This window comes from Sphingobium sp. CECT 9361 (genome assembly GCF_918741285.1).
GTDB lineage: Bacteria > Pseudomonadota > Alphaproteobacteria > Sphingomonadales > Sphingomonadaceae > Sphingobium.
The window spans coordinates 148,234-167,790 of the sequence record NZ_CAKKNC010000005.1 but is presented as its reverse complement, the minus strand read 5'-3'; the positions used below and the strand labels follow the sequence as shown (position 1 = coordinate 167,790).

Genomic DNA, 19,557 nt, shown 5'->3' with positions numbered 1-19,557 from the left:
ACACGTAAAAACGATTCTAAAGTTTGAACAGCCGCGAGAGCGCCTTGTCCAGCATGACCAGTTGCCAAAGCAAACGGCCGTTGTCGGCTATGCCGCTGCGATGGTCGGACGCCGCCTTGCCCATGGTTTTGAGGTCGAACAGGCCAGTGCGCGCTATGGCAGAGCCGCCTGCGACAGCGCTGGCTTCACCGGCGAGAGGGCCGCGAAACCAGTCAGTGATCGGGGTTACGAAGCCCATTTTCTGGCGATAGAGGATGTCCTGCGGCAAATAGGCTTCCATCGCCTTTTTCATGAGATATTTGCCGCTGTTCCCCCGGATACGCTGGTTGACGGGGAGGCGTCCGGCAAATTCCATAAGCCGATGATCGAGTAACGGTTCTCTTGCTTCCAGACCGACAGCCATGCTCATCCGGTCGGTCTTGGTCAGGATGTCGCCGGGGAGCCAGATTTTCATATCGGCATATTGAGCGCGGTCGAGGGGTTCGCGGGCCGGGGCGTTATTCATTGCACTAACGTAACGATCTTCGGCGCGGTGGCCAGCGAGTGCGGCCCGCATATCGGCGGTGTAGAGCCGCTGGCGCATGGCGTGCGGTGTAACGCCGACCGATGCGGCATAGGCTTCGGCACCGTTCTGCGCGAGTTCCAAGAAAGTGGACTTGGCGCGTAAGGCGCGCGGTGCCCAGTCGGCTTTGGGGTAGAAGCGGCCCAAGGTGCCGAACAATGGTTGGCGGATGCTGTCGGGGATAAGGGAGCGGAAGCGTTCGCCCTGATACTGGAAGCGGTGACGGCGGTATCCGGCGAAGGCTTCGTCTGCGCCGTCGCCTGACAGCGCGACGGTGACAGTTTCGCGCGCCAGTTCGCAGACTCGGTAGGTAGGCAATGCGGACGCATCGGCGAAAGGTTCGTCGAAATGGAAGGCGAGCGTGTCGATCAGGCCATAGTCTTCCGAGGATACAATGCGGGTGCGATGATCGGTAGCGAAGCGGCGCGCGATGCGGTCGGCATAAGCCGTCTCGTCGAGCGCAGCGACATCGAAGCCTATGGTGCAGGTCTTGACCGCCTGCCCGCTCGCCTCCGCCATCAAGGCGACGACGCTGCTGCTGTCGACGCCGCCCGAAAGGAATGCGCCGAGCGGCACATCGGCAACCATCCGCGAGCGAACGGCGGCGCGCATCAGTGACGTCAGTTCCTCTTCCAGCGCCTGCGGGGTCGCGACGCTGCGGTCGGCAAAGCTGATGTCCCAGTATTTTTGCGGACGGCTGATCGGCTGGCCCCGCACGAGGCGGAGCGTCTCCCCTGCCCCGAGTTTCTTGACCCCTGCGACGAGGCAGGCATCGTCCGGGACATAGCCATAGGCCATATAGTCCTCGATAGCCGTCACATCGGGGTCACGGCGCAACAGAGGGTTAGCCAGCAAACCTTTCAATTCGGAAGAGAAAATTACACTGCCGTCAGAAACCTGCGCGTAATGCAGCGGCTTGACGCCAAGGCGGTCACGCACCAGCCACAGGGCATTGGCGTGGCGGTCAAACAGGGCGAAGGCGAACATACCGTCGAAGCGATTGACGCAGGCCTCGCCCCATTGACGATAACCGTGAAGGATGACTTCGGTGTCGCTGTCGGTACGGAAGCGATGCCCCTTCCCTTCGAGTTCGCGCCGCACCTCGGCAAAATTGTAGATTTCGCCGTTGAAGGTGACGGCGAGACTTTCGTCCGGGGTCAGCATCGGCTGCGCGCCGCCGCCAAGGTCTATGATAGACAGGCGGCGATGGCCCAGCCCGACGCCCGGCGCGGTCCATACGCCTGCGCCGTCCGGCCCGCGATGCGCGATGGCGTCGGTCATCAGCCGCACCCGCGCCGGATCGACCGGCTTTGCCGTTTCGAGATGGAAGATACCCGCTATGCCACACATATGCGGTTGCCCTAGCGGATGCCGGCGCTGGCGTCAGCCAAATCCTTCACGGGGCCAAGGTCACGCAGAAATGCCGTCATGGCGGTTTGAGCGGAATGGCCTTCGCGGTCTTCGGCGGAGACGAGGATCGCGACGGCGCGCTGATCGCGACCGAGCAGGCGCGCTTTGAGCGTGGCAAGCTTTACAGCGCCCGCGCTGCCGGTGATGGCACCGCCGACCGCATAGAATGTCATGACGTCGCGGACCACGGGACCGGGCGCGATGATGCGTTCTCCCATGCCATTGGCCGGTGCGAAGGCGGGGGACGTCCACGCCCATTTGCTATCGGGACCGACTGCGCCCTGACCGAAGCCGACCAGTTCGCGGCCTTCTTGTTGGCGGGTGTAGACGGCGATGGATAGATCGACGATTCGTCCCTGCGCATCGGCATATCGGCCTGACACGAAATGGTCCGCACTGCTGAAATGGGGAGTCCAGGGGTAGGATTGCGGCTGCGCCGTGCGTGACCAGCCGGGGATTTTGGGCAGGGAGATATGGGCCGGAACCGGCGCGCTGCTGGCCGCCATGACGGCAGACCAGACAGGTGCCAGTGCAGCGAGTGCCAGGGCGGCGGGTGCTACCCAACTCATAGGGCTGCGAAGCCCGATAGTGCCCTTCAGGGCGTCAGGATCGAACCCGGGATCGGTGGGTTTCCGGTCGAAGAAGGGCCATGCGACGGCCATCACGATCACCATGATGACGCCGAAGAATATCCAGCCGAATACGACATGATCGAACCCGACTGCGGCATCGACGGTCGTCAGATGCGCAACGAGGATCGTGAGGAAGGCGCGGACGCCGTTTGCCAGGACGGAAAGCGCCAGCGCTCCGCCGACGAACAGAATGCGCCGGGTCCAGCGGCGGAAACAGACGTTGGCGACAAGAACGGCGTAAGCGGCCATTGCGATCAGGAATTTCGCACCGGAACAGGCTTCGGCCACTTCGAAATAGCCGGTGGGCGTGGTGATGAACACGCCCTCCATATGCGCGGGGATGCCCGCCAGAGTGAGCAGCCACATCGAGAGGTGGGCGGTCAGGATTTGTAGGGTGGGGACGACTTCCTCACCGAACGGAACCATGAAAAAGGCGTAGAACAGGGGGAAGGTGAGCGCGCGCGCGACATTGGGGCCGAGCAGCGCCATGACGGCACCTTGCAGCATTACGACGAGGCCCGCGTGGCGAAACAGGGCAACGCCTGCGGCATCGCCCAGAAGCCAGGCGAAGCTGCCGAGGCCGAGCCATAAGAGGCCGGGCGCCCATGCCTGCGGGGTGAGTTGGCTCAGGCCCGGCAAGCGCTGATGCACCAGCCAGCCGATCAGGAACGGCACGAACAGGCAATGCTGAAAGGTGGACGCGTTCCACCAGATCGCGACCATATCGTGCGCGTCCCGGATGAAGAGCAGCAGGATGGCCGCAGCGACGACAGCCAGCGCCGCCAGGTGGGCGCGCCATCCCGTAAAGGATCGTGACGGCATGGTGGCGGTGGCTGCGGTCATGCCAAGGTGCCGCCCATGACGAGTTCGGGAAGCGCCGCCAAAGTGCGATCCCACTCATAACGCTCGACCATTCGCTGACGGGCGGCTTTGCCGAGCGCTTGTGCGCGGTCGGTATCGCCCAGCAGCGCGAGAACCATCGCGGCTTCTTCCGATGGGTCGGGCGCGACCAGCAGATGCGCGCCGTGCGTCGCGTCTATGCCTTCGGCGGCTTGCGGGGAGGCCACCACGGGGCGGGCCATCGCCATCGCTTCGAGCACCTTGTTCTGGATACCGCGCGCGATCCGCAGCGGCGCGACGACGACATCGGCGGCGGCGAGCCAGCCGCGCACATCGTCTACGCCGCCTGTCACGATGACGCCGGGAATCTCGGCAAGCGCCTGCACGGCGCTGGTGGGCGCGCGACCGACGATGGCGAAGCGGGCGTCGGGGCGGGACTGGCGGATGAGTGGGAGGCTTTGGCGGGCGAAGCTCTCCACCGCTTCGATGTTCGGGCGATAGTCCATCTGGCCGGTGAACACGATCAGCGGCCCCTCCCCCCTTTCCGCTAGCGTCAAGGTGGCGAAGGAGGCGGCGGGGTCGAAATAATCGAGAGCGACGCCGTTTTCCATGGCACGGACGCGGTCGATTCCCGTCCCGGTCGCGGCGCGGAACATGGCCGCTTCGGCTTCGCTTACGAAGGTGCTGACGTCCGCGCGCATGGCGACATCACGTTCGAACGCCAGCAGCTTTTGGCCTTCGCGGCGATTGATCCAGCCCATCGGGCCAGACTGTTCCGCACCGTAGGCGGCATATTTGGCGGAATCGAAGTCCACGAAGTCCATAAAGAACCGAGTGGCTGTTGGCAGGACGGGGACGAAATGGGCCATTTGCACGGAGTAGGCCACGACAGCGCGGATAGGGCGGTCGCCAAGGGTTCTGGTGACCCAGCGGTGCATGGCGGGGTTATCGAACAGGGAGACGAGCAGTGGCTGGTTTCTCGCGAGGCCGCGCAAGCCGCCTGTTACGCGCGAACCATTGCGTTGGAGGACAACTTGCGATTTTGCGATCTCGGCCAGCATAGGGGCGAATGACAGGTCGCGTGCGTCGTCGCCAAAGCACCCCACGTGCACCGGCGCTATCTCAGCGAGTTTGCGCAGGAGATGGAAGGAGCGGATCTTGTCGCCACGATCCGGGGGGAACGGGATACGATGGCACAGGAACAGGATTTCGCCCGCCACCGCATCGGCGGCGGGCGTCATCCGAGGCCTCGCGCGATATGCGGGCCGAGAAGATTGGCAATGCCGAGCGGGAGCTTCTTCCACAGCTGGACCTTGCGGCGATATTGCGGGGAGAGCGGATTGACGTCGCGGGCGTCCTGCCCTTCGGCAGAACGGACGGCGTAGGAGAGTGGCACGCCTTCCCAGCCCCAGCTTTTCTTCCATGCGGCCGGGCCTGTGCCCACCTTCGAGCGTCCAAAGTCGAATGTGTGGCAACCGCGGTTGCGCGCGTGGTTCATCAGATGAAAATAAGCGACTTCGTTCGAGCGGAGCGCTCGTGCGGCATCCGACGATCCCTGCCAATAGGGCATACATGTGCCGTTATGATAGAGCGACAGGGTGGCTGTAACGGGATCATTATTGTTTGATATCAAAATGATATCGGCATCATTGCCCATTGCATCCAGGGTCTTTTCGAACAGCGTGCGTGGAAAGACAGGCGTGCCCAGCCGGTGAACGCTGCGCGCGTACAGGCTGTAGTGCAGCGCGCTCAGTTTTTCACTGCGGCCGATCTCGACGGTCAGGCCGTTGTCCAGCCCCTTGCGCAGTTCGGCGCGGTGCTTGCGTGGAACGGCAGCCAGTTGCGCGGCGTCATCGGCCGCCAAAGATTTGGAGAAATTGAGATAGGTGTCGTTTTTGACCGACCAGCCGAGGTCGGGGAGCATTCCGCCGCGCAGTTCTGCCGTAGTGCAGCCATGACGTTCGGCCAGCGTCCAGCAGGCAGTGGCAAGAGCGTCAGCGACCGCCGGGTCGTCGGCCAATATGCCGCCGTCGACCGAGAAGCCGGTGGAGACGAGGGCTTTGCCGAACAGGAGCGACCGGATGAGCGTGAGGGGAAGCAGGCCGACGATCTTGCCGCTGGCATCGCGGGCGACGAGCATGAGCGGCGTTTGGCCTGTGCCTTCCGCAACGGCGCGGACCCATGCAGGGCGATGGAATGGCGTTGAGCGTGGGTGGGCCATGACCCAGGCATCGATGGACGCATCATCCAGCGGGGCATGTTCCACCGTGATCCGGTCGGCGGTGGTCCAGTTGTTGCTGTGCGCTGTCATGCCGCCATATCCTCAAGCCGCTGCGATTCCTGAGCCGCGATGGCATCGACTCTGGTCCAGCGGAAGTCTCGCGCCAGTCGGCGCAGCTTTGGCGCCATGACAGAGAGGTTGCTGTAGTGCCGAACCTTGGAGCGCAGCGGCGCGTTGGCGACGCGGGGTTGATCCGGGTCGATTTCCCATGGGTGGAAATAGATGATGGCGGGTCGTTGTGCGTCGCCATTTACTTGCCGGATGGCCCAGCGGGAGAAGGCGTAGGGAAGCAAGCGGAAAAAGCCGCCGCCGCCTGCCGCAAGCGTTCGTCCGGCGAAGCGGGCAGTGGTGACGGGCAGCTCGATCAGCGGATTGTCCGCGCATGGCTTCCAGGCGAAGCGGGGTGAATCTGGCCAGCCATAATGGTCGTGCTTCACCGGCGCTACGCTGCTGGAATAGGCATAGCCTTCCTCGGCGAGGATCGTATGGGCCCAAGGGGTGCGCGTGTCGATGGAGAAGCTGGGTGCACGATAGCCGGTGACAGCGGTGCCGGACGCATCCTCAAGGATCGCACGCGATTTGCGCAGGTCGGCGCGCCAGTCCTCCGGCGCGAAGGTGAAGACGCGCCGGTGGTCGTAGCCGTGGCTGGCCAGTTCATGCCCGGCGTCTACGATCCGGCGCATCAAGGCGGGGTAGCGTTCGGCGACCCAGCCCAAAGTGAAGAACGTCGCCGACACGCCAGCATCGGCGAACAGGGCCAGCACTTCGTCGGTGTTACGCTCGACACGATGCGCCAAGCCGTCCCAATCGGCGCGGTCTATCGTCTTTTCAAAGGCGCCGACTTGAAACCAGTCCTCGACGTCCACCGACAGGGCGTTCTGCATGGAATTCACTTGTCCCCATCCCACTGCCCGTCAGGCAGCCTGGCTGTGAGAAGATCCCATAGCCTGTTCGTCGCGTTCCACCCAGTCCACGAGGAGCGTCAGTACCCGGCGCAAGGCCGTGTCCTGTTCCCGCGAACGCGCATCGATGACGTCAAGACGCTTGTCGAAATAGGCAAGCACCTCGACGACTTCCTCACTATCGGGTGCACTGCCCTGCGCGGCCAGCGCTCTTTTCGCTTCGGCAAGTTCCGTGCGGAGAAGATCAAGTTCCGCATGGATCACCTTGATAGCCGAAGCGTCGGGCGCTGGAACGGAAGAAGGTTCGGCGGCACGATCCATCGGCGAAGGCGCAACGACCGCAGGTTCTTCGGTTTCCTGACCCATGTCGGCCAACACCGCAGCCACCGTATCGGCGTCGATCACGCCAAGCTGATCCATGGCACCCAGCAGCAGTAGGCGGCTGGCAATCACGTTCACCCGGCGCGGTACGCCATCGGTTGCAGCGTAGAGCGCGGCGAATGCATCCGCGGTGAATTGCGGATTGCCTTCCCAGCCAACGAGACGGAGGCGATGGAGAACATAAGGTTCGATCTCGCTTTCCAGCATCGGTTCAAGATGGTGGGTCGCAATGACACGCTGGCGAAGCTGCTCCAATTCAGGCGATTTGAGGAGGTCGCGAAATTCGGGCTGGCCCAGCAGGAAAATCTGAAGCAGCGCCTGACCGCCCAACTGAAAATTGCTGAGCATCCGCAATTCTTCGATCGCGGAAATGGCCAGGTTCTGGGCTTCGTCGACGATCAGAAGGCTGCGCTTGCCCGCACGCGCCTGCGCATGGAGGAACGCTTCGATCCTTTGCAGGAGTTGCGCCTTGGTCTGGCCTTCCGCCGACAAGCCAAAGCTCTGTGCAGCGAGACGCAGGATGTCGTCACCGCCGACCTGTGTCGAGACGATCTTGGCAGCGGTCAGGCGTGCGGGATCGACGGTGCCCATAACATGGCCGACCAGTGTCGTCTTACCCGCGCCGATGTCGCCCGTGATGACGATGAAGCCTTCGCCCTGCGCCAGACCATAACCCAGATAAGACAATGCCTTACGATGCGTTGCGCTTTCAAAATAGAAATGCGGATCGGGTGTAAGTTGGAACGGGCGACCCGACAATCCATAATATTGATCGTACATGCGCGTCTCTCCGGCCGTCAGAATTGGTAGCGCAGGCCGATCTGGCCCAGCGCGCTGATGATGCTGTCTATGCCCTGTGGATCGACGGCGTCGACACCAAGAGCGGCTGTGGCGGTCAGGCGACGACCAAAATTGCGATAATAGCTGGCGTTTGCGCCCACATTCGTGACGTCGCCAATGCCGCCTACGCCATCGCCGTTGATGCCGCTGTCGTAGTAATTCGCGTAAAGCGTGCCATCGATCCCCGATTGCGCATCGAGGCGGCGATTGGCGAACAGTTGCGCGTAATAGTTATCGTCGTGCGAGCCGTTGACGCTGGCGAAGGTGGCATTGTCGGGCGCGAGGAAGGTGCGGCGTGAATATCCGACGCCTAAGCCCCAGTTGGTACGACCGCTGGCGGTGGCGAATTGGCCGGATATGCCGCGGCGACGGAAGTTGGAGCCGCTGATCGCGCTCAACGTGTCGTTGAAGCACTGGCCGCCACCGGTGGCCGACTGGACACAGGGGTTGATATCGCCGCTGAACGGATTGCGCGAAGCGTTGAAGTCGGTGGATAGCCCTGCGATGTTGCCGTTCAGCAACCGTCCAAAGCTTTCGATGCTGTCGTAGACTGCGATGTTGACGGACGTATCGCGGCTTGGGCGCCAGGAGAAAGACCCGGTGTAGTTCATGTTGCCATAACGGCGACCGACACGTGCTTCCAGCGATGTACGGCGGCTGGGGCGCCACAACACGCCTGCATCCCAGATGATGCCGTCCGTGTCGTAGGATAACAGGCGGGGCGACGCCGGATCAGTGATCAGACGCCCTTTGTCGCTGAGGACCGGGGCGCCGCTGGCGTCCAGCAACGCGCCACGCTGGCTGATTTTCACGTCTTCATAACCGACGCCGCCGACCAAGGCGAGAGTCGGCGAAACGGGGACGGTGATGTCGCCGCGCACATATTTGTCTTCAAAGCGCTGATCAAGGACGTTGGCATCCTCACGGTTATAGCCGCCGCCGATGGACCAGCCCACGGGGAGTGGACCGGGCTGCATTCCTGCCGAGAAGGTTGCGGTATGGCTGTGGCTTTCATCGAAGCTGCCCAATGCGGGCGATCCAGGCACACCGATGCCAAAATCGTCCTCGATCTTTGTATAGCCGAAGCGATAGGCACCATTGAGGTTGAGATCACCGATGCGGGTCGTCAGCGTGGGGCCGACATAAGCGGAATAGACTTGCGTGGTGGAATCGACGTTGCCGGTCAGCAGATTGTTCGCGCCGACCAAACCATCGGTACGAATGCGGGTAGCGATGGCGCCGCCTTCCAGACTGAGCGTATCGCGGATCAGATTGACCCGACCACGCAAAAGGCCGCTGATCGCATCCTGATCGGGGATGTTGTTGCCCCAGCCAAAACGCCGCTCATAGCGGGCGTTCACGCCCACTTCTGCGCGTTGGGTGGTGATGCTGGCGTCTACGCCTGCAGCGACCGTCGTGTAGGTTAGCACTTCGTCGTTGCCGCCCTGCCAGTTGGCAATCGCGATCTGGTTTACTTCCAGATAGGGCGATACGTCTGTTTGCGTGCGTGCACTGGCCGGATGGGCCAGCGTGGCGGCGACCATCAGGCCAGCCGCGATCATGGGCAAAGTGCGGGGCATTTTCATTCCCCCTTTCCGTAATAATTGCCGAAGCGGCGGCCGCTGGCGGAGAATTTGACGCCGTTCAGCAGCAACTGCACATGTGCGCAGGCTTTGAGCAGGTTTGCGGCGTCGCGAAGGGCGTTCTCGGTGGTCTTGTCGGCGCGCACGACCATCAACGCCTGTCCCACATGCGCAGCAAGCACGGCAGCGGGGGACGCAGCAAGCAGCGGCGGCGAATCGAACAGGAGGATGCGGTTGGGATTGCCCGCCGTCAGAGCATCCAGCAGATGGCCGGTGCGCGCGGAGGCGAGATACTCGGTATCGTTGTTGGTCCGACCGCCTGCTGGCAGTACGGCAAGCGAGGGAAATTCGGTGCGGACGACGCAGTCCTCGACCGAGAGCGCGGGGTCGGCAAGCACGTCCATAAAGCCGGGACCATCGGGCAGGCCCAGTGTGGACATCACGCTGGGCTTGGCGAAATCGGCGTCGATCAGGAGGACTTCGATGTCCTTTTCCGCAGCCATCGAGAGCGCCAGATTGACGGCGCAGAAGGTCTTGCCTTCGCCGGGATGGGCCGAACAGACGAGGATGCGGTTACCGCGTGCAACGGATTCCTCGCTATCGCGCGCGCCTAGCAGAAGCTGGCGCTTTACGATGCGGAACTCTTCGCTGATGCCGCTGACGGGGCCATCGGGGAGGACGAACCCTGCAGTTTCAAGCGCATCGCGATCGATGGGATGGAGCGGACCGGACCAGCTTCGCGCCACGGGCATGGCGGTGTCTGCGGCATGTGGGACAGGTTCGATGACCTGCGGCACCACCGGCGGCATACCCGGACCGCGCAAGGCAGCACCGAAGTCGTAAAGGCTGGACGCCCGTTCCAGCAGGGAGTTGCCGGACGGCTTGGGCAGGTCGATGGGGCTATGTTTGGTCATTATTATAGTCCCTCACGCCATGCCGCGCTGAACGAATTCCACAGCGACCAGCAGCAGGCAGACGCCCGCCAGTCCGCCGCTGCCCGCCAGGAACAACTTCAGCCTTTGCTTGCGCACGACATGCTGTGCCGTGGTGAGCGTTTCGGTGATCGCGCCAATGACGGGCAGGCCCGCCGCCTTTTCGAGACGTGCGGCGGTGGGATACGTCGTTTGCACCTGCCCCATCGCAAAGGCCGTGCCGATGCCGCCGCCGATGCCGACGATCAGCACCGCGATCAACAACAGCGGGCGATTGGGCGCGGCAGGTGTGGACGGTACGGCAGGTGGATCGATGACGCGGAATTTGACGGCGCCGGTTTCGTTCTGAACGTCGCCGCGCAGGCGGACTTGTTCACGATCGGCCAGCAGCTTGTCATATTGCGTCTTGAGCGCCTCATATTCGCGGTCGAGCCGTTCCTGCTCGGACGCGACGCCGGGTTCGGAAATCTGGCGCGAGGACATCGCGTTCAGATCCGCCTGGATCTGGCTCTTGCGCGATTGCAGCGCCTGCACAGTGGCGGCGCGTTCGGCCTGCATGGATTTGAGCGACGTATAGGTGGGGTTCGGTGTGCCAGTCACGGCCGATGCCCCGCCCTGCCCTTTCAGCGCCGCAGCCTGACGGCGAAGTGCGACGATATCGGGGTGATTTTCCGTCCAGCCGCGCGCTTTGGCAGCGGCGATTTCCCCCAGCACCGATCCGAGCGCCGTCGTGCCGCCGCCCGAAGCGCCCGCTATGGTCGCAGGTGTGCCGGCGAGTTGCGAGTTCATGGCGGACAGCGCGCTTTGGGCGGCGACCAACTGGCCGTCTATAGAATTGATTTCAGTGCGCGCCGCATCCATGCGGGTGCTGATCGAGCCCGCACCGGGGAGCAGGCCCATATATTTCTCTTCAAATTCCACGCGGCGCTGATCGGCATCCTGCAACTGCTTGCCGCGCGCAGCGACTTGTGAATCGAGGAATGCGAGACTCTGGCGCGTTTCATCACGGTTGCCTGCGACATTCTCTTCTTCGAAAATGTCGATGAGCTTTTGCGTGATCTGGGCCGACAGGCGCGCATTGGCACCATCGGACAGGCTGGTGTCGGATGACGATGCCGTGATTTCGAACAGATTGTCCTGGGTCGAAACGACCTTGATGCTTGTGCGCAGCGCCGCAACCTTCGCGGCTACGTCGCGGTCACTCGAAACGGTCTGTGCGAGATCGGTGCCGCGCACCACCTTTTCGAGATTGGTAGCGCTGGCGAGGGTTTGCTTTACGCGGTCCACGCCTTGCTGCTGCTCGACCGGGGTAATGCCAATCTGCCCCGGCAGGATCGATTGCGTCTGGACGTAGACCTTCGCTTTCGATTCGTAGCTGTTGGGGATCAGCGACACGACCAGCCAGCCGACCATGCAGATGCCCCATGCGACGGCGAGCGCAAGCCAGCGGCGGTTCCAAACGCCGTGCAGCGCAATCAGGATTTCGTCGTAGAGACCAGACATATCGTTCTGTTATTCCTGATATTTCGCGTCAAAACATGCTTTCGGGGATGATGATGACATCGCCCGGCGCAAGCAGCACATTGGCGCGCGTGTCGCCCTTTTTGATGAGGTCGTTGAGGCGAACAGCAAATTCCTTCTGCTTGCCCGTCGCGCGCTCATGTCGGATCAGGCGCGCGCGGTTGCCCGCTGCAAATTCGGAAAGGCCACCTACGGAAATCATGGCATCCAGCAGCGTCATGTTCGCGCGATATGGGATCGACGCGGGCTTTTCGGTGGCGCCGACGATGCGGATCTGCTGGCTGTAAGTGCCGGAGAAGTTGTTGACGATGACCGATACCAGCGGGTTTTCGATATATTTGGTCAGCGCCTGCTTGATGTCCTCTGCAAGAACAGCCGGCGTTTTGCCGACGGCTGGCAGGTCTGTAATCAGCGGTGTGGTGATGCGACCGTCGGGACGCACCTGAACCTTGGCGCCGAGTTCCGGGTTACGCCAGACAAAGATGGTGAGTTCATCGAGGGGGCCGATGACATATTCCTCGCCCGGCCCTTCGTCCGTGCCGACAAAGGAGGCCGTCGGCAGAGTCGGTGCGTCCCGCGTGGTTGCGCAGCCAGACAGCGTCACTGCCGCCAACGAAACACCCAGCAAAACACGGCCAAATGCACCAGATACCATGATCGTCTCACCTCTTTACCCGCGATGCGCGTCGCAGTGCCCAAGAGGTGAGGCAGCCGCGAAGCACGCATGGCTTCAGCCGTCTTTTTGGCTGCAAAGGGTAAAGATAGCGTTAGGCGTGGAGGATTTCGGCCCTTTTTGGATCAGTCTGTGGCTTAGCCGACGACCATTTCCCGCGGCGCTGGGTGACCGAGGAAGGCAGCAGGGCTGGCGGTTGCGCCATACGCACCCGCCATGAAGACAGCGATGAGATCGCCCACTTCGATACTGGGTAGCGCAACTTTGTCGCCCAATCGGTCCAGCGGGGTGCACAGGCAACCGACGACGCTGACGGGATCGGCTAATGAAGCGTGGTCGAATTTGTTGGCGATGGCTATGGGATAATTCCGGCGAACGACGGTGCCGAAATTACCGCTGGCAGCCAGTTGGTGGTGCATGCCGCCATCCACTATGGCGAAGCGTTCGCCTTGGCTGTCCTTCACATCGATGACGCGCGTAAGGTACACGCCTGCCTCGCCCACCAGCCAGCGGCCCAATTCAAGGGCGAAGCGCGTATCAGCGAGAATTGCTGGGCGACTTTCCAATGCCTCTGCCAGCGCCACGCCAATGGGGCGGATGTCGAGGCGCACATCGCCGGGGAAATAGGGGATGCCAAAGCCGCCACCCAGATTGACGAGCGGCGGGGTAACGCCGACCTGTTCGGATAATCGTGCGGCCAGAGCGATGGTGGCGGCCTGCGTTTCGATGAGCGCCATCGGGTCCAGTGCCTGACTGCCCGCAAAGATATGCCAGCCGCGCCAGTTTGCGCCTGCGTCGATCACCGTGCGCGCCAGTGCCGCGGCGCGATCGGCATCAACGCCAAAGGGCTTGGCGCCACCACCCATCCGCATACCTGAGCCGCGCAAGTCGAAATCTGGGTTCACGCGCACGGCCAGATTAGGCTTGCGCCCAAGGCGCTCGGCGATTTGCAGGGCGCGCGCCGCCTCTCCCTCCGATTCCAGATTGAGGGTGACGCCTGCGCGTATCGCGGCAGCAAGTTCGTCGTCGCGCTTGCCTGGGCCGGCAAAGCTGATGTGATCGGGCGACTGCCCCGCAGCCAGCGCCATATCCAGCTCGCCGCCCGACGCGATATCGAACCCATCGACTAGCCCGACCATATGGGCCAGCAACGGTAAATAAGGGTTGGCCTTGATCGCATAGTGGATCGACAAATCCGGCGGCATGACGTCACGCAGATGCCGGATCTGGGCTTCGATTATTCCAAGATCGTAGACGAACAAAGGCGTATCGCCTGCCTCGTCGACCAGCGAAGCCGCACCGCAGCCGCCGATGAGGAGCATAGCTTCTTCACTGGCGAACCACGCCGGGATTGGGCCCATGGGCTTCATTCGCCATGCTCCCGTGCCACAGCAACACGGTCGATTTTCCCATTCGCATTGGCCGGGAAAGCATCCACAAAGCGGATGTCGCGGGGCTGCATGAAATTGGGTAGATCCTGCTTCAGGTGACCGCGCACGTCATTCTCCAGTAGCGTCGGATCGACGCCCGGCTTGCCCCTTAGCAACAGGCGCACTGCTGCGCCAAGCCGTGGGTCGGGAACGCCTAGCGCTATCGCTTCCAGGACGCCGGGGACGGTCATCGCTGACTCTTCTACTTCCGTAGGGCTGATGCGGTTGCCGGCGGACTTTATCATCGCATCATCGCGGCCGACGAAATAGAGTAGCCCTTCCGCATCGCGGCGGACGGTATCGCCAGACCATACTGCCATGCCGCCATAAGCTGACACTTCCGGTGCGGGACGGAAGCGCTCTGCCGTGCGCGCCCTATCATTCCAGTAGCCTTGGGCGACGAGCGGGCCGCAATGGACGAGTTCGCCGGGTTCATTGTCGTCGGTCAGCGTGCCATCGGGGCGTACGACCAGTATCTCCGCGAAGGGGATTGCTCTCCCCATGCTGTCGGGATGACTGTCCACCAAGGCAGGCGGGAGATAGGTCGAGCGAAAGGCTTCGGTCAGGCCGTACATGGGATAAAGATCGGCATTAGGAAATAACGCCCGCAATCGCGCGACGAGTGTGGGCGTCAAGGCGCCGCCGCTGTTTGTTAGCCGTCGCAGTTGCGCAGCCACTTCGGCGGGCCAGTCCAGTTCGGTAAGTTGTACCCATAGCGGCGGCACCCCGGCAAGCGTGGTAACCTGACGCCGTTCTATGGATTTGATGACGTCACGCGGAGTGAGATAGTCCAGTGGCACCACACAGCCGCCCGCATACCATGTAGAGAACAACTGGTTCTGCCCGTAGTCGAAGCTGAAGGGCAGGACGCAGAGTGTTCTGTCCTGTGGTGTAATCTTGAGATAATCTGCAACGGCGACGGCGCCCAACCAGAGGTTGGCATGGCTTAGCATCACGCCCTTTGGTTTCCCTGTCGAACCGCTGGTGTAAAGAATGGCGGCGAGCGTATCGGGTTCTGCGTCGGAGGGTGGCAAGGTGGGGCCGCCTGTCATCGCGCAAGCTGTGTCGCTCTCGCTATGTGTCTGGCAATCGGGCGGCACATCGCCTCCCTCCAGCGTATCGAGCCGCGCCTGCGTCCCGATCAACAGGCGCGTACCGCTATCCGACAGGATATGGGCGGCTTGCGCGCGTTTCAGCAGTGGATTGATGGGCACATGCACTAGCCCGGCGCGGGTTGCCGCCATGGGCATTAGCGCGGCCACCGGCCCTTTTGCGACCCAGCTTGCCACGCGCTCTCCGGGGGGAAGACCGAATCCCTGAAGCCATGCCGCCAGATGACCCAAAGTACTCTCAAGTTCGGCAAAATCGAGATGCCCCGAACGCCCGTCCAATGCCGGACGAGTCGGTTCCCCGCGCAGCAGAATGTGGTCGATGGGCCGCGTTTTGGGTTTTTGATCCACGGACGCCGTGCTTAACTTCATGTCCAGACTTCCCCGCTACGACGCATTCTCATGGCGGGAGATAGTCCTTTGCAGGGGCGATGGGAATATCGCAGCTTTGTCGAAGCCTGGTGCCATGGGGCCGGGTCGCCGGATATCGTGTGCGACCGACCGCTGTTCGACCGGTTCGGATGGCTCGAACTGCTCCATCGGTTTTGCTTTTCCGACCGGAATGCCGACATCGTCCGTGTGGCTGAAAGCGACGCGCAAGCCTGGCTGTTTCTGACGGAAACGGGCGCGCGTCGGCGTAGCGCGTTGGCAAATTGGTACAGTTTCGCTTTTCGACCTGTTTTCGACAACGCCAGCGATCCCGCCATAAAAGCGCGTTTGCTTGCCGCCATGACGCACAGTGTGGCGAAGCGCGTGGCCCATATCGACCTTTATCCCATAACGGAAGACGACGGGACATTGGCTCTAATGATGACAGCGTTACACGATAGCGGATGGAGTGCCGTGTCGCGTCAAATGGGCATCAACCATTTTCTCGATCTGAACGGGCGAGACTTCGACGCCTATTGGGCGACGCGCCCAGGCCCACTTCGTACCCTCGTTCAGCGCAAGGGGCGTGGCGCGCCTTTCGATTTTACCATTTACCATGACGTCACCGATAGTCTTTGGGCCGACTATCTGACGGTTTACGGCAAGAGCTGGAAGCCATCCGAGCCGCATTTCCCGTTTCTGCGCGCCCTGGCGCAACAGCAAGCGGACGCCGGAACGCTCCGCCTTGGCTTCGCGCGCATGGATGGGGTGCCTGTCGCTGCGCAGCTATGGACGGTGCAGAACAATGTCGCGCTGATCCATAAGCTCGCGCACGATATCGCATATGACGCACAATCGCCCGGCACCTTGCTCAGCCACCATATGTTCCGCGCCGCGATCGAGGAAGATCTAGTGATGCAAATCGACTATGGCACGGGCAACAATCGGTATAAGATGGACTGGATGGAAGCGCAACGCCCGCTTTACAGGATCGACGCTTACAATCTCCACTTCCCCGTTGCATGGCTGCCGGCCTTGCGCGCGCGGATTTCCAGCCTTGTCGCGGGAAGGTTGACGCGATAGGGCGGCTGCCATCATGAAAGCTGATCCGCTCAACTCGCCCCAGCCGTCACACGACAGCGTCGACATGCTCCTGCGCGCGATCCTTCGCGACGTACTGTCGCTGAGCCAGGATCGCGTGGAAGGATTCGATGCGGACACGCCCTTGTTCGGCGCTTTGCCCGAACTCGATTCCATGGCGGTGGCTGGGTTACTGACGGAAATGGAAGACCGCCTCCACATCATCATCGAGGATGACGATGTGGATGGCGAGACCTTCGAAACGTTCGGCAGTCTGCTTGGGTTCGCCCGGATGAAAACCGGCCGCTAATTCATCGGGTTATTCGGCAGCTTTCGCTACCGATTCGAAGTCCGCTTCCCCCAGGAATTTCTCTGCGTCCAAAGCCGCCATGCAGCCCATGCCCGCAGCCGTAACGGCCTGCCGATAGATTTTATCGGTTACGTCGCCAGCGGCGAATACACCGGGGATATTGGTGTGGCTGGTGCCTTTGTCGACGACGAGATACCCATCGTCCATCGGCAACAGTCCCTCGAACAACGCCGTTGCAGGCTGGTGCCCGATGGCAACGAAAGCGCCGTCGGTGGGGATATGCGACTTCTCGCCTGTCACCGTATCGATAAGGTCAACGCCAACCAGACCTTCGGGATCGCCGCCGCCGACAAAGCGCTCGACAGCCTTGTTCCAGACCACGGAAATGCGCGGATTGGCAAACAGTCGATCCTGAAGAATCTTTTCCGCCCGGAACGAATCGCGGCGGTGGATGAGCGTGACATCATGGCTGTGGTTGGTAAGGTACAGCGCTTCCTCGACTGCCGTATTGCCGCCGCCGATGACCACTACTTTCTTACCGCGATAGAAGAAGCCATCGCAAGTGGCACATGCCGACACGCCTTTGCCGCTGAGTTGCTGTTCGCCTTCGACGCCGAGCCACTTTGCCTGCGCGCCCGTCGCGATGACAAGTGTGTCACCCGAATAGACGGTGCCGCCGTCGCCGATCAGACGGAAGGGGCGCTGGCTCAGGTCGACGCTGACGATCTGGTCATACATCATCTGCGCGCCGACATGCTCGGCCTGCGCCTGCATTTCTTCCATGAGCCATGGCCCCTGGACCACATCGCGAAAGCCCGGATAGTTTTCGACGTCGGTCGTAATCGTCAACTGACCGCCCGGCTGCATTCCCTGCACGACGATCGGTGCCATCCCAGCGCGCGCACCATAGATCGCCGCCGACAAGCCGGCCGGGCCAGAGCCGAGAATCAGCATACGAGTGGAATGTGTCGCGGTCATAAAAAGCCTTCGATCAGTGAATTATGTGAACAAGGAAATAGGCATTTGGCAGTCAGTTGCAAGCCGACCCGCGCCGTACGTAATCAATCGAGGACGGAAGGCAAATCCTCAAAGCCTCGGCGCAGTGCCGCCGACCATGCGCGCGATATGGCCGCGAACTGCTCGTCCTCCGGCTCGATCCTGAAACGTGTACGGAAGGCATATTGATCGCGCTGAATGATCGTGAGGTCCAGCGGCATCCCGACGGAAAGATTGGACCGCAAGGTCGAGTCCATCGACACGCACACCGCCTTGGTGGCTTCCTCCAATGGCGTGTCCGGTTCGATAATCCTGTCGAGAATCGGCTTTCCATATTTGTGGTCGCCGATCTGGAAGAAGGGCGTTTCCGCCGTGGCTTCGATAAAATTGCCCGCGCTATACACCAGATACAGGCGCGGTTTGCCGCCACGACGTTGCCCTGCCACCAGAATCGACGCATCCGCCGCCGCGCCCTGCATCTCGATCGTGTCACGATAACGCTTTTGCATGGATCGCATGGCGTCACCCACCAACTGGGCCGCGCGGTGCATCGTCGCGCAATTCAGGATAGTTTCAATGGCGGGATCTTCCGCCGACTCCTTAATCGCGCGGGACAGGCAGCTTTTGACTTCCTGCGTAATCGACAGGTTGCCCGAACACATGATCGCCAAAGCCCGTTCGCCGGGCACTTCATAGGTAAAAGTCTTACGAAAGCGGGCGATGTTGTCCATGCCCGCATTGGTCCGCGTGTCGGACAGCATGACCAGTCCGTCATTCACCCGTACCGCAACACAATAGGTCATCGCCCCCCGGCTCCCCCGTTCATCCTCACCGACGCTCCATCATATTGCCACTGCTGCTGTTGCTGCTTCTGCAATTGTTGTTCGCGTTCGTCTTCGCTGGCCTGCGCTATGCGAACGTCTGCGTCAATCCAGATCGACCCTGCCGCCGTTACAGAACCACGTACGGGAGCCGCATCGTCAGCATCAAGTCCGGATGCCACACGGATGTAATTTTCCGTCACGCATATCTGGTTGGAGGGATCGAAGCCGACCCAGCCGAGGCCCGGCACAAGCGCTTCGGTCCAGGCATGCGTTTCATGCAAGGCGTCTTCTCCCTGCGCGAGAAGATAGCCGGTGACGTAGCGCGCCGGGACGCCGATGCTTCGCGCGGCGCCGATGAATATCTGCGCATGATCCTGACAGACGCCTGCCCCCAAAGCGAACGACTCCGCAGCGCTGGTCGTGGTTTTGGTGACGCCAGTCCGATAAGTCACGCGATCGATCACGGCCGCCGACAAGGCGTGCAGCCGTCCCAAAGGATCCTGATCCGCAATAGAGGCTGCCATGTTGCGCATGTCCGTCGAAGCGAGCGTAAGTGGCGTATCGCGCAGATAGATGCGCGGATCGAACCGTTCCTGCAGTCCGCCGATGATACCGTGGGTGTCAGACGTTTCGACCAGACCTGTGGCAAGGATAGTCGCGCTATCCGTTCGGTCGTGCCGTATCCACAGAGCTTCCAACTCACCGTAACCATTGGGCGCGAAATCCGTAATAGGCTGATCGTTGACAAAAACGCCCCATTCGAGAACCTTCTGCCCATGATGATCGCGTGGCTTGAGCTTCAGCATCATCGCGACGCGGCTCGACCCCGCTTCGTAATTATAGATGGTCTGATGGCGGACGAGCAATTTCATGACGCTTTAG

17 protein-coding genes are annotated in these 19,557 nt (G+C 61.7%); 2 read left to right on the top strand and 15 right to left on the bottom strand.

Features of this window, described 5'->3' with window-relative positions:
* Positions 1-16: 16 nt before the first annotated feature.
* The 12 genes from LQ220_RS10045 to LQ220_RS09990 form a co-directional block, all read right to left on the bottom strand.
* Positions 17-1,912: an XrtA/PEP-CTERM system amidotransferase gene (locus LQ220_RS10045; protein ID WP_230188146.1), complete on the bottom strand. Its 1,896-nt coding sequence runs from the start codon at positions 1,910-1,912 to the stop codon at positions 17-19.
* Between the two features lie 11 nt (positions 1,913-1,923).
* A complete protein-coding gene (gene xrtA / locus LQ220_RS10040) occupies positions 1,924-3,447 on the bottom strand; it encodes an exosortase A (protein WP_230188145.1) in 1,524 nt (507 codons plus the stop codon).
* A complete protein-coding gene (locus tag LQ220_RS10035) occupies positions 3,444-4,664 on the bottom strand; it encodes a TIGR03087 family PEP-CTERM/XrtA system glycosyltransferase (protein WP_230188225.1) in 1,221 nt (406 codons plus the stop codon). Before LQ220_RS10035 ends, xrtA begins: the two co-directional genes overlap by 4 nt.
* Positions 4,665-4,681: 17 nt before the next feature.
* Positions 4,682-5,755 carry a FemAB family XrtA/PEP-CTERM system-associated protein gene (locus LQ220_RS10030; RefSeq protein WP_230188144.1) on the bottom strand — a complete coding sequence of 358 codons (1,074 nt, stop codon included), beginning with the start codon at positions 5,753-5,755 and terminating at the stop codon, positions 4,682-4,684.
* Positions 5,752-6,609, bottom strand: a complete 858-nt coding sequence (locus tag LQ220_RS10025; protein ID WP_230188143.1) for an XrtA system polysaccharide deacetylase — start codon at positions 6,607-6,609, stop codon at positions 5,752-5,754. The genes LQ220_RS10030 and LQ220_RS10025 overlap by 4 nt, the downstream gene beginning before the upstream one ends.
* A gap of 30 nt (positions 6,610-6,639) precedes the next feature.
* The gene (locus LQ220_RS10020; RefSeq protein ID WP_230188142.1) at positions 6,640-7,788 is read right to left on the bottom strand and encodes an XrtA/PEP-CTERM system-associated ATPase; all 1,149 of its coding nucleotides are present in this window, start codon (positions 7,786-7,788) and stop codon (positions 6,640-6,642) included.
* A 17-nt stretch (positions 7,789-7,805) separates the two neighbouring features.
* Positions 7,806-9,434, bottom strand: a complete 1,629-nt coding sequence (locus LQ220_RS10015; RefSeq protein WP_230188141.1) for a hypothetical protein — start codon at positions 9,432-9,434, stop codon at positions 7,806-7,808.
* Positions 9,431-10,345: an exopolysaccharide biosynthesis protein gene (locus LQ220_RS10010; RefSeq protein ID WP_230188140.1), complete on the bottom strand. Its 915-nt coding sequence runs from the start codon at positions 10,343-10,345 to the stop codon at positions 9,431-9,433. The genes LQ220_RS10015 and LQ220_RS10010 overlap by 4 nt, the downstream gene beginning before the upstream one ends.
* A gap of 12 nt (positions 10,346-10,357) precedes the next feature.
* Positions 10,358-11,866 carry an XrtA system polysaccharide chain length determinant gene (locus tag LQ220_RS10005; RefSeq protein ID WP_230188139.1) on the bottom strand — a complete coding sequence of 503 codons (1,509 nt, stop codon included), beginning with the start codon at positions 11,864-11,866 and terminating at the stop codon, positions 10,358-10,360.
* 28 nt (positions 11,867-11,894) lie between these two features.
* Positions 11,895-12,539, bottom strand: coding sequence for an XrtA/PEP-CTERM system exopolysaccharide export protein (locus LQ220_RS10000; protein WP_230188138.1), 645 nt, complete (start codon positions 12,537-12,539; stop codon positions 11,895-11,897).
* 155 nt (positions 12,540-12,694) lie between these two features.
* Positions 12,695-13,927, bottom strand: coding sequence for a pyridoxal-dependent decarboxylase, exosortase A system-associated (locus LQ220_RS09995; protein ID WP_230188137.1), 1,233 nt, complete (start codon positions 13,925-13,927; stop codon positions 12,695-12,697).
* On the bottom strand, positions 13,924-15,468 hold the full coding sequence (locus LQ220_RS09990) for an acyl-CoA ligase (AMP-forming), exosortase A system-associated (protein ID WP_230188136.1): 1,545 nt from the start codon (positions 15,466-15,468) through the stop codon (positions 13,924-13,926). Before LQ220_RS09990 ends, LQ220_RS09995 begins: the two co-directional genes overlap by 4 nt.
* A 30-nt stretch (positions 15,469-15,498) precedes the next feature.
* On the opposite strand from LQ220_RS09990, the gene LQ220_RS09985 reads away from it, so the two are divergent.
* Together LQ220_RS09985 and LQ220_RS09980 are read left to right on the top strand one after the other, a co-directional pair.
* Entirely contained in the window at positions 15,499-16,548 is a 1,050-nt protein-coding gene (locus LQ220_RS09985; RefSeq protein ID WP_230188135.1) for a GNAT family N-acetyltransferase, read from the top strand.
* 13 nt (positions 16,549-16,561) lie between these two features.
* Positions 16,562-16,855 carry a phosphopantetheine-binding protein gene (locus LQ220_RS09980; protein ID WP_230188134.1) on the top strand — a complete coding sequence of 98 codons (294 nt, stop codon included), beginning with the start codon at positions 16,562-16,564 and terminating at the stop codon, positions 16,853-16,855.
* A 9-nt stretch (positions 16,856-16,864) separates the two neighbouring features.
* On the opposite strand, the gene trxB is transcribed toward LQ220_RS09980, so the two are convergent.
* From trxB to LQ220_RS09965, 3 genes are all read right to left on the bottom strand, one after another.
* On the bottom strand, positions 16,865-17,833 hold the full coding sequence (gene trxB, locus LQ220_RS09975) for a thioredoxin-disulfide reductase (protein ID WP_230188133.1): 969 nt from the start codon (positions 17,831-17,833) through the stop codon (positions 16,865-16,867).
* 83 nt (positions 17,834-17,916) lie between these two features.
* A complete protein-coding gene (locus LQ220_RS09970; protein WP_230188132.1) occupies positions 17,917-18,654 on the bottom strand; it encodes a peptidase in 738 nt (245 codons plus the stop codon).
* Entirely contained in the window at positions 18,651-19,547 is an 897-nt protein-coding gene (locus LQ220_RS09965; protein ID WP_230188131.1) for a transglutaminase family protein, read from the bottom strand. Before LQ220_RS09965 ends, LQ220_RS09970 begins: the two co-directional genes overlap by 4 nt.
* Between the last annotated feature and the right edge of the window lie 10 nt (positions 19,548-19,557).

Excerpts from the sequence above, each read along its gene's own strand:
- LQ220_RS10045 (WP_230188146.1), bottom strand. The coding sequence starts at position 1,912 with ATGTGTGGCATAGCGGGTATCTTCCATCTCGAAACGGCAAAGCCGGTC.
- xrtA (WP_230188145.1), bottom strand. The coding sequence starts at position 3,447 with ATGACCGCAGCCACCGCCACCATGCCGTCACGATCCTTTACGGGATGG.
- LQ220_RS10030 (WP_230188144.1), bottom strand. The coding sequence starts at position 5,755 with ATGACAGCGCACAGCAACAACTGGACCACCGCCGACCGGATCACGGTG.
- LQ220_RS10025 (WP_230188143.1), bottom strand. The coding sequence starts at position 6,609 with ATGCAGAACGCCCTGTCGGTGGACGTCGAGGACTGGTTTCAAGTCGGC.
- LQ220_RS10020 (WP_230188142.1), bottom strand. The coding sequence starts at position 7,788 with ATGTACGATCAATATTATGGATTGTCGGGTCGCCCGTTCCAACTTACA.
- LQ220_RS10015 (WP_230188141.1), bottom strand. The coding sequence starts at position 9,434 with ATGAAAATGCCCCGCACTTTGCCCATGATCGCGGCTGGCCTGATGGTC.
- LQ220_RS10010 (WP_230188140.1), bottom strand. The coding sequence starts at position 10,345 with ATGACCAAACATAGCCCCATCGACCTGCCCAAGCCGTCCGGCAACTCC.
- LQ220_RS10005 (WP_230188139.1), bottom strand. The coding sequence starts at position 11,866 with ATGTCTGGTCTCTACGACGAAATCCTGATTGCGCTGCACGGCGTTTGG.
- LQ220_RS10000 (WP_230188138.1), bottom strand. The coding sequence starts at position 12,539 with ATGGTATCTGGTGCATTTGGCCGTGTTTTGCTGGGTGTTTCGTTGGCG.
- LQ220_RS09995 (WP_230188137.1), bottom strand. The coding sequence starts at position 13,927 with ATGAAGCCCATGGGCCCAATCCCGGCGTGGTTCGCCAGTGAAGAAGCT.
- LQ220_RS09990 (WP_230188136.1), bottom strand. The coding sequence starts at position 15,468 with ATGAAGTTAAGCACGGCGTCCGTGGATCAAAAACCCAAAACGCGGCCC.
- LQ220_RS09985 (WP_230188135.1), top strand. The coding sequence starts at position 15,499 with ATGGCGGGAGATAGTCCTTTGCAGGGGCGATGGGAATATCGCAGCTTT.
- LQ220_RS09980 (WP_230188134.1), top strand. The coding sequence starts at position 16,562 with ATGAAAGCTGATCCGCTCAACTCGCCCCAGCCGTCACACGACAGCGTC.
- trxB (WP_230188133.1), bottom strand. The coding sequence starts at position 17,833 with ATGACCGCGACACATTCCACTCGTATGCTGATTCTCGGCTCTGGCCCG.
- LQ220_RS09970 (WP_230188132.1), bottom strand. The coding sequence starts at position 18,654 with ATGACCTATTGTGTTGCGGTACGGGTGAATGACGGACTGGTCATGCTG.
- LQ220_RS09965 (WP_230188131.1), bottom strand. The coding sequence starts at position 19,547 with ATGAAATTGCTCGTCCGCCATCAGACCATCTATAATTACGAAGCGGGG.